The organism is Bacillus alkalisoli, assembly GCF_002797415.1.
Lineage (GTDB): Bacteria > Bacillota > Bacilli > Bacillales > Bacillaceae_I > Bacillus_CD > Bacillus_CD alkalisoli.
Genome location: NZ_KZ454944.1, coordinates 454239 through 470941 on the forward strand (window position 1 = coordinate 454239; position 16703 = coordinate 470941).

The 16703-nt window shown below is 36.8% G+C and carries 15 protein-coding genes; 9 read left to right on the top strand and 6 right to left on the bottom strand.

The annotated features are described in order from the left end of the window. Positions 1–138: 138 nt before the first annotated feature. The 9 genes from CDZ89_RS02195 to CDZ89_RS02235 all read left to right on the top strand — a co-directional run bounded on the left by CDZ89_RS02195 (position 139) and on the right by CDZ89_RS02235 (position 10314). On the top strand, positions 139–1362 hold the full coding sequence (locus CDZ89_RS02195; protein WP_100333114.1) for an RtcB family protein: 1224 nt from the start codon (positions 139–141) through the stop codon (positions 1360–1362). A 350-nt stretch (positions 1363–1712) separates the two neighbouring features. Next, positions 1713–2603, top strand: coding sequence for an HNH endonuclease (locus CDZ89_RS02200; RefSeq protein ID WP_100333115.1), 891 nt, complete (start codon positions 1713–1715; stop codon positions 2601–2603). 9 nt (positions 2604–2612) lie between these two features. Further along, entirely contained in the window at positions 2613–3023 is a 411-nt protein-coding gene (locus tag CDZ89_RS02205; RefSeq protein ID WP_157842660.1) for an SMI1/KNR4 family protein, read from the top strand. A gap of 362 nt (positions 3024–3385) precedes the next feature. Next, positions 3386–3973, top strand: a complete 588-nt coding sequence (locus CDZ89_RS02210) for a hypothetical protein (protein WP_096156501.1) — start codon at positions 3386–3388, stop codon at positions 3971–3973. A gap of 189 nt (positions 3974–4162) precedes the next feature. Then, the gene (locus CDZ89_RS02215) at positions 4163–5026 is read left to right on the top strand and encodes a hypothetical protein (protein ID WP_096156502.1); all 864 of its coding nucleotides are present in this window, start codon (positions 4163–4165) and stop codon (positions 5024–5026) included. 107 nt (positions 5027–5133) lie between these two features. Further along, complete coding sequence (locus tag CDZ89_RS02220) at positions 5134–6009, top strand: efflux RND transporter periplasmic adaptor subunit (protein WP_096156503.1); 876 nt, start codon at positions 5134–5136, stop codon at positions 6007–6009. Next, complete coding sequence (locus CDZ89_RS02225) at positions 5981–6685, top strand: ABC transporter ATP-binding protein (RefSeq protein WP_198508215.1); 705 nt, start codon at positions 5981–5983, stop codon at positions 6683–6685. Before CDZ89_RS02220 ends, CDZ89_RS02225 begins: the two co-directional genes overlap by 29 nt. Beyond that, positions 6685–8022: an ABC transporter permease gene (locus tag CDZ89_RS02230; RefSeq protein ID WP_198508216.1), complete on the top strand. Its 1338-nt coding sequence runs from the start codon at positions 6685–6687 to the stop codon at positions 8020–8022. The genes CDZ89_RS02225 and CDZ89_RS02230 overlap by 1 nt, the downstream gene beginning before the upstream one ends. Positions 8023–8337: 315 nt before the next feature. Then, positions 8338–10314, top strand: a complete 1977-nt coding sequence (locus tag CDZ89_RS02235) for a PI-PLC domain-containing protein (protein WP_100333118.1) — start codon at positions 8338–8340, stop codon at positions 10312–10314. A 110-nt stretch (positions 10315–10424) separates the two neighbouring features. Here CDZ89_RS02235 and CDZ89_RS02240 read toward each other — a convergent pair whose 3' ends face one another. From CDZ89_RS02240 to CDZ89_RS02265, 6 genes are all read right to left on the bottom strand, one after another. Beyond that, complete coding sequence (locus CDZ89_RS02240) at positions 10425–11363, bottom strand: ComEC/Rec2 family competence protein (protein ID WP_157842661.1); 939 nt, start codon at positions 11361–11363, stop codon at positions 10425–10427. A 14-nt stretch (positions 11364–11377) separates the two neighbouring features. Then, positions 11378–12247, bottom strand: coding sequence for a carbohydrate ABC transporter permease (locus CDZ89_RS02245; RefSeq protein WP_100333120.1), 870 nt, complete (start codon positions 12245–12247; stop codon positions 11378–11380). Positions 12248–12311: 64 nt separating this feature from the next. Beyond that, positions 12312–13625, bottom strand: a complete 1314-nt coding sequence (locus tag CDZ89_RS02250; RefSeq protein ID WP_100333121.1) for an ABC transporter substrate-binding protein — start codon at positions 13623–13625, stop codon at positions 12312–12314. Positions 13626–13643: 18 nt separating this feature from the next. Then, positions 13644–14501 carry a carbohydrate ABC transporter permease gene (locus CDZ89_RS02255; RefSeq protein WP_096156509.1) on the bottom strand — a complete coding sequence of 286 codons (858 nt, stop codon included), beginning with the start codon at positions 14499–14501 and terminating at the stop codon, positions 13644–13646. After that, positions 14491–15345 carry an inositol monophosphatase family protein gene (locus CDZ89_RS02260; protein WP_157842662.1) on the bottom strand — a complete coding sequence of 285 codons (855 nt, stop codon included), beginning with the start codon at positions 15343–15345 and terminating at the stop codon, positions 14491–14493. The genes CDZ89_RS02255 and CDZ89_RS02260 overlap by 11 nt, the downstream gene beginning before the upstream one ends. A 231-nt stretch (positions 15346–15576) precedes the next feature. Further along, the gene (locus tag CDZ89_RS02265) at positions 15577–16290 is read right to left on the bottom strand and encodes a GntR family transcriptional regulator (protein WP_100333123.1); all 714 of its coding nucleotides are present in this window, start codon (positions 16288–16290) and stop codon (positions 15577–15579) included. Between the last annotated feature and the right edge of the window lie 413 nt (positions 16291–16703).

Here is a 16703-nt window from a genome sequence, read left to right on the forward strand (position 1 = left end):
GACTCACCTTTGACTCACTCTCCAGTGCAAAAACAAGGATATTACAAGAAAACATCCAATATATATAATAATAGTTTTTCTGTAACACGGATTGCTCAAGACCCCTGCAATTCAGGCAGTATTGGAGGAGAGATAGTGATGGAGAAGAATGAGGTAAAGTTGGTAGGAAAGAAAGGCGAAGCAAAAGTTTTTACCCGGAATATGGATGAGGCAACGATGAACCAAATTTCAACTGTGCTGGATCAAGATTTTGCTGAAGGTGCAAATGTTCGAATTATGCCTGACTGTCACGCTGGGAAAGGTGCAGTAATTGGAACAACCATGAAGGTGAAGGATAAAGTCGTTCCGAACCTTGTAGGGGTAGATATAGGGTGCGGTATGCTATGCGTGGAAATGAAAGAAACCGAAATAGATTTTCATAAACTAGATCGCTCAATCCAAAACTTTGTACCTTCAGGAATCTATATGCGAGAAACGCCTCACGAATATACAAAGTTCTTAGACTTAGAGAATGTAATAGCGAATTTTTCACTAGACAAGGCGCTTCTGTCTCTTGGTTCGTTAGGTGGAGGCAATCATTTTATTGAAATTAATAAATCAGATGATGGCAAGTTGTATCTTGTCATTCATTCTGGCAGCCGTCATTTAGGGGTGAGAGTAGCAAACTATCATCAAAAGAAAGCCATTGAACAATTAAATAGTGGGAAAGACAAATTAAAAGAGCTCATTGATCGCCTAAAAGAACAAGGGAGACATCGAGAAATACAAGCGGTGATTCAAAACTTTAAGGCAGATGAACCTACTGTTCCAAATGAGTTGGCTTACGTAACGGGTGAAGCAATGGAGAACTACTTACATGACCTTAAGATTGCACAAGATTTTGCAAAATGGAACCGTGCAGCCATGGCTCAAGTTTTGATAGAAAAGATGGGGTTTGTAGAAGTGGGAAGAATTGATACCGTTCATAATTATATTGATTTAGAAAATATGATTCTTCGAAAAGGTGCGATTTCTGCACAAAAAGAGGAGCTAGTGCTAATTCCTATCAATATGCGTGATGGCTCTATTTTAGCAAAAGGAAAAGGAAATCCGGACTGGAACTATTCTGGGCCACACGGAGCAGGTAGAATATTATCGAGAACGAAGGCAAAACAAATATTATCTATACATGATTTTCACGATACGATGAAGGACGTCTATACTACTAGCGTGAGTGAAGACACGATTGACGAATCTCCGTTTGCTTACAAATCGATGGAGGAGATTATCGAAAATACGAAAGACACGATGGAGATTGTATCTATCCTTAAGCCTTTATATAACTTCAAAGCAGCGGAGTTTGTAGGGTGGAATAAGAAGTGATGCATCGAAGGGGAAGTCACCACCGATGCATAAGTGAATTGCGATGTCTGTCCCCGCGGTGCATGCGATAATATATTGTAGAAGACTAATAGTAGTTCTAGAATAGAAATAATAATAGATAAGCCTTAGTAATCTGAAGTGGGGACGGGGTTACATTTCTCATCATGAGGTGAGAATATAACCCTGTCCCTGTTTTTTCCCCTCGGTACACGCTCCCTCCATCATGCAAATGAGAAACAAACCCCGCCCCCACTTCACTTATTGATTTAGTTCTATGTTACTAGTAAAATGGAATTGTATGACAAGTGGGTCGGTATTGTTTTCGTTAAACCGCATATGGAGGTGAAAGTATGCAAAAGAAATATATTAGTAGTTTAGGAAAGTTCTCAGGGAAAGTATTAGGGGGCACGCTTGGCGGTGGAATTAAACTTGCTGGTAAAGCAGTGAGAAGTAGTTACATAGAAGAAGTAGGAGATAGTGTTGGAAGGACGACGAATTTCACCTGTCGGACAGTGGGCGACTTAGGTCAAGGTGCAGTGGATACAGTAAGTGGTGTAGTAAGGAGGGATAAGGAAGAGATAAATGAAGGTCTTTCCGAAATTGGTGCAACCACGTGGGGAGCAACGAAAGCAGTTGGAAAAGGGCTCGCCTATACGGTGAATAGTTCCTTTGATGTTGCTGCAGGACTTGCTAGTAAAGATTCAGAACGAACAAAAGAAGGATTAAAGAACTTAGGAAAAGTGGCGGCTGTTAGTACGATAGCTATCGGTTTAGTGGACGTTGTAGATGGGACAGGAGAAGCAGCAGAGCCAGTAGATATTCAAAGTATGAACACGATTAATGCAGAACTTGCTGGCAGCACTCATCCTGTCAGCGGAATACCGTACGAAGTGCAAACGGTAGAAACACCAGATGGGAACTATGTACAAGGAGTGTTCCCAATCTTTGACTCTATGTATGATGCTACCATTCCGCCCGAGCATTATGAATCTAGTGACTATACTCATGCTAGACTGGCAAACGATCAGCTCGCACAGGCTGTAGAAATGGACCCAAGTTTACAGTCACAGTTTTCTAGTATGCAATTAGAGCAAATTCAAGATGGGGAAACACCGGACGGCTATACATGGCACCATCATGAAGAAATGGGTAAAATACAATTAGTAGAAACAGAGCCACACGATCAATCTGGGCATACTGGTGGTCGTAGCATTTGGGGTGGCGGAAGTGAAAATAGGTAGGTGAATAGTGTGAGTAAATTAGAATGGCGTTACAGCAAAGGAGAAGTCAGTGAAGGAACTCTATCCGAAGTGGAAAGGGTTTTGAATATTACTTTTCCAAAATTCTATAGAAACGTGATTCGTTCGTTTAACGGCGCAAGACCAAAGCCGCCGCTTATGGTTCAGTTAGACAAGCAAGTGATTACGATTCGATCTTTTCTGGCTGTCGGGAAAGTGTACCCGGATAACATCATTTCTGTAAACAAACGATTAGAGGATCTTCTCCCTAATAAAGTGGTGGCCTTTGCCAACGATGACTTTGGGAATTACTTTTGCTTTGATTTCCGCAATAGCCGGGAAGGAAAAGTTGTTTTTTGGAATCATGAGAATAGGGATTTAGTTGATGTGGATGAGGCCTTTAGGGATTACATATTGCAATAAAGGTGAGTGAGTCGAGGGGACAGACACTTTGGTGCATTGCATGCATCGCGGTGTCTGTCCCCTCAGTGCATTTTTCACACTTCACCGTGTCTATAGTCCTATCTTTTATTCTTGAAAGAATAAGTATAGTAATCAGTTGTTTTGTCGTGGTATTTTATTCACAGAAGCGCTTCTAAAATTTGTAAGTAGTAACTTTTTTTGTAATTAACTCAACTTCTTATTAACTTTAACTGACTAGTAAAACATTTATTCATTTTCGTAATCTTATGGCAATGGGAGTGTAGCTAGGTGATAGATAAATTTAATGGAAGAAAGTAGTTCAGCAGAGAACTAAATAAATAGTGAAGCGGAGGATGTTTTATATGATAGGAAAGATTAAACTCGTCATTTCGATGGCAATTATTTTTTGCTTAACCTTAACATTGTTACCTACTTCTTCTGATGCATACTCAAGATATAATAGCTACACCTACACACACTGGTTTACTAAATATGAAGCAACTGTTTATAGAGATAGCAGTTGGTTTAGAGTATTCCATGGCTCGCCAAGTTTAAGTACTGGCTTTGAATATAAGAACAACACAAATGTTGTTTTAACTCAAACTAGTAGCTTCTCTGTTAGCCAACAAACGAAAAATACATTAAGTGCAGGAGTAGATTTTTCAGGATATGGTGTTCCTGTAAATGTAGGAGGATCTATTGAAACATCAAGTTCTGCAACTTGGGGAGTATCCAACACTACTTCAAGAACGATACCTGCTTCAGCACCTAAAGGATACTATAGTTACAACGTGCTTTTAAATACGTACAAAATAAAAATTAATAGAAAAAAAGTAAGTGACGGAAGTGCAGCAGGGTCTATCGAATTTTTCGCACCAAGAAGTCAACCATACCGATCCATTGTTTTCAATTCGAGAAACGCAAGTTATTCAGGTGTAAGTAGATACTAGTAGTTTACTTACATTAGCTCTATAGTTCCTTTACGTGGAAAAATATTGCACGATTAAGAAGATATGGTGAGATATTCTCTTAATAAAATCAATAAATCGCAAACTCAAAGTTCCACGTAAAGGAATTAACAACATTGTAACATCTTTTGTTCCGCATCACCTATTATATGAATATTTGGAGGAAATTTTGTGCGCAAACTACTTTATGCATTCTTACTTATCATATTGATTATCCCATTGGCATGCTCTAATCCGAGCAGCGGAAAAATGGAGTTCTACTCCAATGCGGACAAAGTGTTCGTTTCTAGTGAAAGCGAAAGTGTACTATCTTTTGAAGTAACGTTATTCACAAAATATAAAGTCACAAATATGGAATTTGATGGGTTCGAAGGAACGAATGTGGAGAATGTTAGTGCAGAATTAATAAACAATACAGTCGAACAAATTAAAAACTATAAACATAAAGATTACTTTACTTCAATCGTCATGGTGAATGTGATGCCAGAGGCGGGCCAACATGATATAGAAATAAGTAAAATGGTCCTTCTATTAAATGGAAAGCCAAACAAAATACATTTTACTAATCCTATTAAACATACATTTACAGGCGGAAACGTTTTTACAAATGATTTTGTTCCTAACATATTACCAAATGAATTTTCCACACAAGCAATAAATAATGAAAATGATACATTTATCTATCAATTCGAAGCGAAAGAAGATATTGAATTACAAAACATTTATACGTTAGACCATATTAAGCCAGTTATTTCTGAAATAAAAATAAATGGACAACTTGTAGAAAAGGATGAATTTTTACCGTTAAGCATTTCCGCAGACTCTGTGGTAGAAATCTACCTAACGTTTGAAGGGAAAACAAATGAATTAGATATGTATCATTTTGTTTCTACTAATCTTTATTTCGAATTTTTAAACGCGAAAACATTAGAAAAGCAAGCAAATGTGGTTGCTTTATTCTTTAATCCTATATATCCAATAGAAGACTCAATGGACCATATTAATCGTTACATCGATCATGTTATTTACAAATAATCCATAACATTGCTATTCCTTACAATTGCACAGTTAATAAAAAGGAAGGGAGCTCGTCAGATGACGGGCTCTTCCTTAATCAAATTCATTATAGGGACTGAAGAAAAATGAAAGGGAAACTAATATTATCTACTTTTATCTTAATCGTTCTATCTGGATGTATTTACGGCTTGTTTTACTTCAGTAGTCAAAGCACTTATCAAACGGTAAGGGATGTAACGACCGAAACAAAGAACACGGTGCACCTACGAGCAGAAGTATATTCAGGTACTTTAGAAAATGTTTTCCGACAAGATGGTAAGGTCGTTCTTCTCCCTGAAGAGATTTACATGGATCAAGTAGAAATTAGTTGGAATCGCAATGATAAAGTCACACTCCATGTAAACTTAGGCGATGACTTACAAGCAGGAGACGAACTTTATACCGTTAATAAAAAAACGTATTATGCCGAAAGCGATGTAAAAGTAGTAAATGTTTCAACAGATGAAAAAAATAGAATGACAGTTATTAACTTATTAAACTATGACAAGCTTTATATAGAAACTTCTTTTCCTTACGAAAGGATAGATTCCTTACATTATGAGACAGACGTAAAAGTAGCACTATTTAAAGAAAATGTAACAGATGCTGATTTTTTCAACGGTACTATTCATCGCATCGGCTATCAAGTGGAAGAGGGGAATACGTTAAACGTATTAGTGAAAACGGATAAAAAGCTACTTCCAGGCGTTAAAGTAATCATTAAAATGGAATTACCGAAAAAAGAGTATGCCTTGTACACGTTAAAGCAGATGGTAAAGAAAAATGGAGATGATTACTACGTAGAAGTCGAAACGCATAATGGTACGGTAGAAAAGCGTGTTGTGGAGATTGGCGAATTTTTCTCATTAGAAAACGAGACAGGTGTAATGGAATATGTAGAACTACTAAGTGGAGTTGTAGAGGGTGAAAAGCTTGTTACAGAAACAATTAACGACAACTAAATTTGTGCAAGAAGAAAAATCTATCCTATCCTTACAACATATTGTGAAAACATTTGATGGAAAAAGAAGTGTTTTAGACAATATTCAGTTTTCTGTCCAACATGGAGAATTTGCCTTAATCGAAGGGAAATCAGGTTCTGGGAAAAGTACCTTTCTTAATATAGTTGGCCTTTTAGATACACCAACAAAAGGTGACTATTTTTTAGATGGAAAACGTTTAAACACAAAAAGAATCCATTCCTTTTCACGAATCCGTTCCGAACGAATTGGCTTTATTTTTCAATCATACCAACTTATTGAAAAGCTTAGTGTGAAAGATAATATTCTCCTTCCATACCTATATATGAAAAACAATATTGACTCTACTGTTCTTCAAAAAATGGATGAAATGTTATGTCGCTTTAACTTATTAGATATGAAAAATAAAGAAGTAGCTCTCCTTTCAGGTGGGGAAAAACAGCGGGTTGCTATTGCTAGAGCTATTATTAAGAAAGCAGACATTATTATTGCTGATGAACCTACTGGAAACCTTGATGCAGAAAACTCTAAAATTATCGTGGAAGAATTTAAAGTATTGAAGGAACAAAATAAAGCAGTAATAGTAGTAACACATAATCCATATTACTTCACGTGTGCAGACCGAAATTACACCCTAGACAAAGGGAGGTTATGTTAATGTTTTATAGAAGCAAATTTCTGTTTCTGCTTCGACATATCTTCCAGATGTCTGTAAAAAGTAACTCTAGGCTATTTTTATCCTTATTAGGTCTTATTATCGGCTTGTATATTTTTTCACTAAGTAATATTATGCTAGATTCTTATTACAAAGGAATGTTTGATCAAGTAGAAGAAATGAACGAAACGGCAATAGTAGCAGAGCTTTCCAATGAAAATGAAGAGCTCCTAAAAGATATTAGAGTAGTGCAAGATAATGTAAGTATGGAAGCAACTGCCTCCTCCTCTAGACCACTTATCTACTACGAAAAAATATCAGACAGTGCCTATCATTCTATTACTTCCACCTTCGTTGGTGTCTCTTCTGTACAAGATGTCATACCTGTATTTTATGAAAATAAATACCAGATTGCAGCGGATGTGACCCTTTTAAAAGGCAGGTTATTATCTGAAAATGACCATGCGCTAAAAAATAATGTCGCTATAATTGATCGGTTTACAGAAGAAATGCTATTTCCAGACGGAGATTCTATAGGCAAAACAGTTCGAATAAACATCGAGATACCAGGAATGGCCAACGTATCAACTAATCAAGAAAACGAAGCTACCAAGCCCCATGAACTAACAGTTGTTGGGGTGATAGAAAATATGTACAATTCCACTTACAGTGACCTTCAATATAAAAAAGGAATGAAACAAAAAGGGGATAACATGTTTACAAATGTGACAATCTACACTCCACTCTCTATATTGGAGGAAAAATTGGAAGTAGAGGATCATACACTTTTTGTTTGGAAATTTGAAACCATGGAACAACAAACATTTGCTTTTCACACATTAAAAAGCTATCAACATATTCACACCGGACAAATAGAAGTGTTTTCTATTGCTAGCTATGCTCTGTTAATAGAAAATCTTACGTCCACGCTAAAGCCAATCAAAACGTTTATTAACACACTTTTAATACTTTTTCTAACTATTTCAGGTGTGAGTGTGATGAGCATTATGTTCTTTTCCATTAAAGAACGTGTCCCAGAAATCGGGATCAAAAAAGCGTATGGCGCAAACAAATTGGATATCCTCATACAATTTATACTAGAAGGTATGCTCTTAGCTTTAGTTGGTTCCGTAATAGCGATACTTCTAAGTATTGTGACATCACTAGTTATTCAGCAATATTTACAAGAGTCACTATTCATCTTATTCCAATTACACTTAACAATCGATAAAATTCTCGTTCCATTCTTCGTCTCAGGTATATTCGGCTTCCTCTTTTCGCTCATTCCAAGCTACTACGGCGCCAAAATACCAATCACCAACGCTATCCGATTCGAATGAGTGTGAAAAATGAACCGAGGGGACAGACACCTTGACGCATAAATGCGTCTTCGTGTGAATCTGGGGGACAGTCACTTTGGTGCATTGCATGCATCGCGATGTCTGACTCTCGGTGAATTTTAAGTTATATAGACGATTTTAAATATTATTTTTCATGGGCGCAGAATTAATTCTGCGTCCATTGCTTTTGTGTTTTGTGAATGCGTTTTTACATTTAGTTAAAATGACTTTAACATTGATGTGTTACGCTATATTTGTCTAGAGGTCTAGAGGTCTGGGAATCTGGGTAAATATGTAGGATTGGGAGTGTTTAATGTGAGTAAAGGTCGTTGGAGGAAGGTATCGCTTGTAATACTTGTAATGACGTTAATTCTATCAATGCCTATTTTTGCGCAAACTGCTAACATTACAAAAGAAGAAGCTAATAGGTACAAGGCTTTTCATGACACGTATGACGAAAATGATCCAGATGAGTTGTTTCTAGAAGCGTTAGATAGGCAGTTTTATAATGTGGAGCTAGATATAATGGTGGATGCTGATCACACAACGTATAGTGGAAGTGAATATCCAGAATATTTACAGGGACACGTAAAGTTATATGTTAAGCATGATGCGGCAAATTGGCCAAACACTCGAAGTTTGCACCAATATTTTGAAGACCTTTTAGAAAGAATCGATAGAAACCTTGGCTCTGTACACGGTGATGGAAAAACAATTATTGTGAATATTGATATGAAAACGAATAATAGTCCTAATTATCTAGAAGTAGCGAAAACTCTACATGCTATATTTATGCAGAATCAAGAACATTTTAGTTTCGGTTATGTAGGAGATAATAACAGCTACACGGAAAGAGCTATTACAGTATGTTTATCTGGAGCAGATCTGTTAAAGGATGCATATTTTCATCTAGTTTCTAATGGAGAAGAAGGTAAGTTACTAGCATTCAAAGATGAAGTTTATGGTCAGTTTGACGGAAGGAAAAGTAATGTTGCAGATTATTTTCAACAAGAAGCAGATATATACCACCGTTTTTATGCTATACATTGGAAGCATATAGAAAGTGGCTTTGAACTTCTTTTACCTGGTAATTGGTCACAGTCTAATCAAGATAGGTTAAAAGAAATGAGTTCTATCGCGAATCAAAAAGGATACACAGTTAGATTTTATAGCTTAAACGGCGATGATGGTGCTTGGTATTATAAATTTCCAAACGGTACTGGTGAAGCTGCTCAAAGGTGGACGCAATTTGTATATGTAAACCATAAGTTAGGAACGAATCATTATATCTCTACAGATTCTTATAAAGATATGACCAGTTTATTTAACGATTTTCTTGTACCTTTACGTGACTATAATGGAAAAGTAGAAAAGTCAGGTGGATCTCAAAATGGAGCAGATCCTTCTATTTCCATTACAGATGATAATAGAGTAATAGAGGTCCATAAGACTGAAGGGTCATTTAACAATAATCTTTGGTATTCAGTAGGTAATATTGATGATACTGGATACATTGCATGGACAACAAACGAAAGGATTAATCCCGGCGGTGGCAATAAAAATGGCGTTCAACCACATAGTGCGATGAGTAAAATAAATGGTTCTTACGCTGTAGTGCAGGTAAATAAAACAGATGGATTCGGTTCTAGTTTATGGCTTAATTTTGGTATATTAAACAATGATAATACTATTAATTGGTTTACAAATGAGAGAATACAAGTTAATAGAAACAATATAAATGGAGAGTGGCCACATATAGCAATTGATGGTAACGATATAATATTAGTATATAGTTCAAGTGGTACTCTACATTATATAACTGGAGAAATTGCTCTAAACGAAAAGAGAGTTAACTGGACTAGAACTGGAACTATAGGAGTTAGTGGCACAAGTGCTGATGTAACAATGAAAAGTGGAGAAATAATTGTAGTTTACAGAAATAATGGTTTGCGAACTGTTACTGGTAAATTATCGACAGATGGAACTGTGAATTGGATTCAAGGTGGAACAATTGGAGGGCAAGATGGACTAGATCCAACGATTACTTTTTTAGATAATAATAAGGTGATCGAAATGCATACAAGTCCATCAACAGGATTATTATGGTATAACATTGGAACAGTAGATTTTCCTTCTATAGAATGGAAGCATAATTATATCTGGGATTCTGGTGCTAGCTCAAAACCAAGAGTGGCGTATAATTCTTCAAACAATACATTAGTTAATATTCACCGTTCTGGTGGAACATTCCAGATGTGGTATAACAGTGGAAAAATAAACTATCCAAATTAAAACAAAAGCCTCCCACTTCATATAAATAGTAGTGGGAGGCTTCTGCTTATCCAGCGGGATGCATCGTAGGGAATGGAACCTCAAGCATCTTTGCACTGATGGTTCTGTCCCTAAAACGCGAATTGCAAATGTGAAACCAACCACGTCCCCGTTTCACAACATTCAATAGTAAATCGTACTCCATCATGAATTTCTGCTTTTGAGTTGTATGCAGTGAATAGTAAAGTAGTTTCTGGAGCATGTTGATGCATAAAATCTGTTAATCCTTTACTTGGCAATTCATATGTGCCTTCATCATCTGCGCTTACGACAGCATATTTCATTCCAACTTTTTCTAGTAAGCTAGAAGACATATGCTTGATGTCCCCGTGGTGTGGAAGCAGGAAAATGGTAGAAGGTAAATACTCATCGTAGCGGTCCCAGTGACTCTCTTGAACCTCTGCTCCAAACAATAAAGAGATGTCTCCGATATTAACCTTACTAGGGATACTTATTCTATTCAACAAACGATCAATCTCATTTACTGCGCTTTCAGAAGTAGCAGCAGCTACTAATCTATTTAACAATAGCTGAACTGGTAAAACGCACTCCTCACAAGGAGGTAGTGCTGTTAACTCTAGTGTTTCGTAGCGGTACGATGTTTTGGAATAGATAAACTTTATCTTTTCCCTTTCCACTAAACCATATAAAGTAGATAACGCCGTAAATGCACGGTTCATGTTATGATTCTCACTCAAAAGTGTAAAGTCGGATGGAATGGAGATATTTGTCCACACTTCGTCAACCGGTACAGATTTTAACACTTCTATTAAACCATTTATATGGTCAGGATGAGGATGTGTTATGAGTAACAAATCTATTTTAGGTAGTTCATTTTTTTCTACATAAGAAAGCAAGGATTTTCGCCCTGGCTTTTCATAGATTGGACGGTAATCATCTCCGCCATCAATTATAATGGTCTTTCGTTCTGATCCATAATAGTTGATAACCGTACAAGACCCAAAACCTACGTTTAAGAAATCAATTGTGGTACTCCACTTTTCACTCATCTTCATTCTCCTTGTTAATTATAACTTGTCGTTTTCAAAACACGCCTTAAATAAAAAATAGAAAAAAGTATGATAAGAAATACAAGAACAATGGTAGCTGCCGTTGCATACCCTGTTTCAAAATAACGGAAGCCATATCGATAAATGTAGAAAGTAATAGTCTCCGTAGAGTTACCAGGTCCTCCACCGGTTAAGACATACATTTTTTCAAACACTTGAAAAGTATCAATTGTGCGCAAAAGCAAAACTAGTAAAATTGCTGGTTTTAATAAAGGTAATGTTATGTACCATAAACATTGAACCGAATTCGCCCCGAACACTCTTGCTGCCTCGTACATATCTTCGGGAATTGCTTGCAAAGACGCTAAAATAATGAGAAAAACAATAGGAGTCCATTGCCAAATATCTGTAATGATGATTGAGTAAAGTGCTATTTGATAGGAGCTTAACCATTCCACACGTTCAAAACCAGCGAGTCCAATTAAGTAGTTCAGTACACCAAAGTCATAGTCATACATCATTTTCCACGTTAATGCGACCGTAATAGGTGGTAACAACATCGGTAGTAAAATAATGGTTCGAAAAAATTTAACTCCTTTTATGTTCGCGTTAAAAAATAATGCCAGTGCAGTACCAAGTAGTACTTCAAAGAAAACGGCAACCCCGACAAAAATAAATGTGTTTTTAAGAGAAATCCAAAAAACATCATGGAGGAATAGTTTACGATAGTTTTCCAATCCTACAAAACTAGATTCGCCTCTTAAAAAATCTAAATGAAAAAAACTAGTAATGACAGCGTAAAATAGTGGATAAACCGTTAATACTAAAAACACGAGTGCTGCCGGTAATAAAAAGATGTATGTCATCAAATGACTTTTTCTCATCGTATTCTCCTTACGTGTTCATAGAGTGAAGGAGGTTGAAGCAAGTTCAACCTCCAGCCAATAATTATCTAGAAACAATTGCTTCAATCTCTTTATTCGCTCGATCTAAACCTTCTTGAATGTCCACTTGACCTGCTAAAATCTGAGATAAATATAATCCCCAAGTATCTTCAATCTGGCTCCATCTTTCTGTACGAGGTCGTACAACAGAGTTTTCAAGTGCTTCTAATTGAGCAGGGAAATGACGATACACTTCTATTAATTCTGAATCATTATAAACACTTGTTCTAGTTGGTGCTCCACCACCTAGTAAAGCCATCTCTTTTTGTGTTTCTGCACTTGTTACCCAGTTTAAAAACTCTACTGCTTCCTCGATGTTTTTAGAAGTACGAGGAATCCCAAGCAGCCAGTTTCCAATCATAGCAGCAGACTCATTTACTTGCATAGGTACAGGAGAAAATCCAATTTTCCCAGCTACTTTTGAGCTTTCTTCGTTATCTACTTGAGCTACCCAAGATGGCCAAGCAATGGTCATTGCTACTTGCCCTTGTGTTAACGCTGTTGCAATTTGGTCACTATCAAATGTTTCTACACCAGTTGGCCCTAAATCTTTCAGTTTCATATACGTTTCCATTGCTTTCACACCAGCTTCAGAATTTACTTGCGGCATATTATCTGAATCTAGTACTGTCCCACCGTATGCCCAAAATAATGGAAGGTAGTTTGATACAATTGGATTTCCACGTTGTCCACGTAAAGCATAGCCATATGTTTCTGGCTCTTCTTTTACAACCATTTCTGCGTACTCTATTACTTCGTCCCAATTAGATGGGGTTGTCATGTTATATTTTTCTAGTAAATCTTCACGATAGAAAAACATTTGTACATTTCCAATTAAAGGTAACGCATATAACGAACCAGTGTTATAAGGTTCTTTTCCTAATGCGACTGATTTTGGGACAAAATCCGAATCAATTCCGTCTTTGTAATACTCATCTAAATTAGCTAACATACCAGCCCCAGCAAATTCGGGCATCCATGGGTCATCTATCATCACTAGATCGTGTGCACCGGAGTTATTTCTAACATCTAGAACGACCGTTTCCTTCAAGTTATCATAAGGTAATGCATTGATGTTAACTTTCACTCCAGTTTCTGTTTCATACTTTTCCACTACTGCTTCCAGTGCATCAGCCATTGCTCCAGCACGTGCGGCGACTGTTAGTTCCACTTTTTTCACTTCTTTACTCCCCGTAGAAGGTGTTGTGCTAGTCTTTTGAGTAGAGGTTTCTTGACCATTATTTTTTGAGCAACCAGTAAATACTAATAAAAACGCACAGACAATCGATAAAATCATGAATATTTTATTCTTCTTCATATCGTTTCCAGCTCCTTTTTATCCTTTTACAGACCCTAAAGTTAACCCTTTAATAAACGTATCTTGCATTAAGTAAACAAACAGTACGATTGGAATAACAGACAATATTCCCCCTGCACTCATTGGCCCCCATAAAACGAGGTACTCTGTAATGAGACCTGAAAGAGCAACGGGTACTGTCGTTAATCCAGGGGACTGAATGAAAATCATCGCGTATAAAAATTCGTTCCAAGCTGTAATAAATGTAAAAATCGCAGTTGCTCCAATGCCAGGAATAACGAGTGGTAAAACAACTTTTCGAAAGCTTTGGAATGGCGTTGCTCCATCAATCATTGCACTTTCTTCAATTTCTTTAGGTACTTCATTAAAAAAGCCTATCAATAACCAAATGGCAAAAGGTAAATTAAAGGCAATGTAAGCTAAGATTAGGGCAACTCTCGTATTTAATAGATCAAAACTTCCCATCATCGCATAAAGTGGGATAACAAAGGTGACTGGTGGAAAGATTCTCGTTAAAAGTATCCACACTAACATGCTATGGCGCCCGATAAATTGATAACGCGATAAACTATAAGCAGCCAACGCCCCTATGAAAACAGCAATAGTCGTTGAAACAGTTGCGACGATAAAACTATTCCACAGCACCTTGTGAAAGCCTAAATCAACAAACAAAGAGATGTAATTTTCAAACGTTATACTTTTTGGAAAAAAAGTTGGTGTAGCTGAAAACTGCTCTACTCTATTTTTAAAGGAATTATTGGCCATCCAATACACAGGGAAAATAGTCCAAATGACGATTAGCAAAGCAATTGCATAGCGAATCGTTAATTTTATTCGCTTTATATTTTTCAGTCGTTTTTGTTCTTTAACACTCATGTGTGGAACCTACTTTCATCTTTCCAGCTGTCTGAATCGTTTTGTTCAGCACCGAAACAACTGGAACGTGAATGTGCCCATTAGAAGCAATAATCCAATCAGAATGAAGGTTAATTTCCTTTCGTAAGCTCAAGTCGGAAAAATGTCCACCTGCTTCTTTTACAAGTAATAAACCAGCAGCAATATCCCATGGGGCAAGCCCGTAATGCCAAAAGCAATCAATTTCACCAGTTGCAACGGAGGCTAAATCGAGACAGGAAGAACCTGTAATTCGTAAACCTTGTGCATTTCCGATAAAAGATGAAACTGTATGTAAAATAGTAGAGTCTGGGACCCATTGCTTAGCGGAAAAGCCAAAGGCGATAAGGGACTGATTTAAATTTTGTAAAGCGGAAACTTGTAATTTCTCATCGTTTCGGTATGCACCATTACCAGCTTTCGCGTGGTACAATTGCCCATTCATTACATCTAAAACAAATCCAAGTACTACTTCATTTCCTTTACATAGAGCAATGGAAATAGAGAATCTTGGAAAGCCATGAATAAAGTTCATCGTTCCATCTAAAGGATCAATTACCCATACGAAACGATCTGTTTCTAACACCGTATTAGGATTCGTTTCTTCTGTTAAAAAGGAACAGTTAGGCGTTAAATGAGATAGTTGTTGGATTAAGAAAAGTTCTATTTCTCTATCCACTTCTGTTACTAAATCGACTTCATTAATTTTGTACTTGTATGAGTGAAGCTTGGATACTTTGTTTTTCGCTATATCACCTGCCTTATAAATTAATTTATTTACTTGTTGATAGATGTCATCTAGACCACCATCTTGTAAAACACTCAATAAGTTCACCTCATGACTTGGTTTTTATCAGTTGTTAGGAGTAGGTGAGTGGGCTTGGATTTGGTAAGAGGTATAGACCACTTCTACAAACTTATAGTAACAAGTTTATATTAAAGCTGGGTAAATATAGTATTAATATTCTGTAAAGTTGGAAAGTTTTTTTGAATGGGTGAGGATGTGTGAGGCATAAAAAAAGTAGAGGAATAGTATTTTCCTCTACCTGTTGAATGGTTATCTTAATCTTCTAATCATGAATGTAAAAACATCATTTCGGAAATAGTCATACGAATAAAGAATAGGAACATTATTGTTATCATAATGAAGTTGTTTCATTAATAATACAGTTGTTTCAGGGTGTATTAAAAGCTTCTGGCAGTTTCGGTCCGTATGTAATGGGACCACTAGTTCTGAATCTGCCTTAGTTATGATTAAGCCACAAGCGTGTTCAAGATACTGAAAAAGTGACCCAACGGATTCACTCTCTAATATCTCTTCTTTTACAAGGTCCTTCCGTAAAATATTTTGGGAGAATACAACAGGTTCGTCATTTGCGGTACGGATTCGTTTATGCACGATGACAGGTGTACCTTCTTCTAGCAGTAAAGCTTCGGCCCATTCCGCTTGACAAGGTTCTACACGTATCGATTCCCTCTGTTCTCCTTCTGTTAAACCAGCAGATTGTATCATCGTTGTCACACTACCTAATTTCTCTAAGCTGTTCGCTATTTTAGGTAAAGGGTTAACAACAAAAGTACCTGCTCCATGTTTAACGACTAACTTATCTTCTTGTTCTAACAATTTAACAGCACTACGAAACGTTTCCCGACTGACTTCAAATCTTTTCGCCATTTCTTTCTCAGAAGGAAGCCGCTCCCCGACTTTAAAGACTCCTTGCTGAATTAACGTATCTAACTGTTCCTTTATCTTCACATAGCTCGGTTTCATAATCAAAGAACTCCTCTAGACATCTAGTGATATATATATGGTACAAACTTTTAATGTAGAAGTCTAGTGTGAAACGGGGACGGGGTTAAAATTCTCATCATTAAATGAGAATTTTAACCCCGTCCCCGTTTTCCTTTCAGCGGATTTCAAGAATTTTGACTCTTTGCAAGGGAAAGTTGTACTGTCAAAGCCATCACGTACCTATGCCTTCTATTCTTCAGTTCATATTGAAGCTAATAAAAAGGGAGCAGTTGCGGCTATCGTCATACCACCTTCTAGTGTTGATGATTATGCTTCCTTATACTTTAGTCCTTTTTCCATTCTAGCCGTAACCACAGAACAGAAAAAGGAAATTTAGCAAAGTGGTACTTCCAACTTTTTTAACAACCGGTGCGATTGTGTCGACTTTGAGT